The organism is Mycobacterium intermedium (assembly GCF_002086275.1).
GTDB lineage: Bacteria > Actinomycetota > Actinomycetes > Mycobacteriales > Mycobacteriaceae > Mycobacterium > Mycobacterium intermedium.
On record NZ_MVHT01000332.1, the window covers coordinates 1 to 395 of the forward strand.

1 protein-coding gene is annotated in these 395 nt (G+C 60.8%); it reads left to right on the top strand.

Annotated features, from left to right (window positions below):
• Positions 1-30: 30 nt before the first annotated feature.
• Positions 31-395, top strand: a 365-nt coding sequence (locus tag BST27_RS30910; RefSeq protein WP_139805531.1) for a serine/threonine-protein kinase, incomplete at its 3' end; no start/stop codon positions are given.

Sequence of the window (395 nt, forward strand, 5' to 3'; positions counted from 1 at the left end):
CACTTCGTCTGAACACTTTGGAGGTACCTGATGGATGAGATGTTCGGGCGATATCGGCTGATCTCGGTGATCGGTCAGGGTGCTATGGGCACCGTGTATCGGGCCCGGGATACCGAGATCGGACGCGATGTGGCGATCAAAGTTCTGACGCCGCAGCTGGCCAATGAGCCAGGCTATGAGCAACGGTTCCGCCGTGAGGCGTATACGGCGGCCCGGCTGACCGAACCGCACATCATCCCGATTTATGACACCGGCGAGATTGATGGCCGGTTGTATTTGGTGATGCCCATCATCGAGGGCACCGATGTCGATGCGTTGTTGCGCCGCGAAGGACCGGTGCCCCCAGAGCGAGCGGTGGGCATCACCGAGCAGTTGGCTGCTGCGTTGGATGCCGC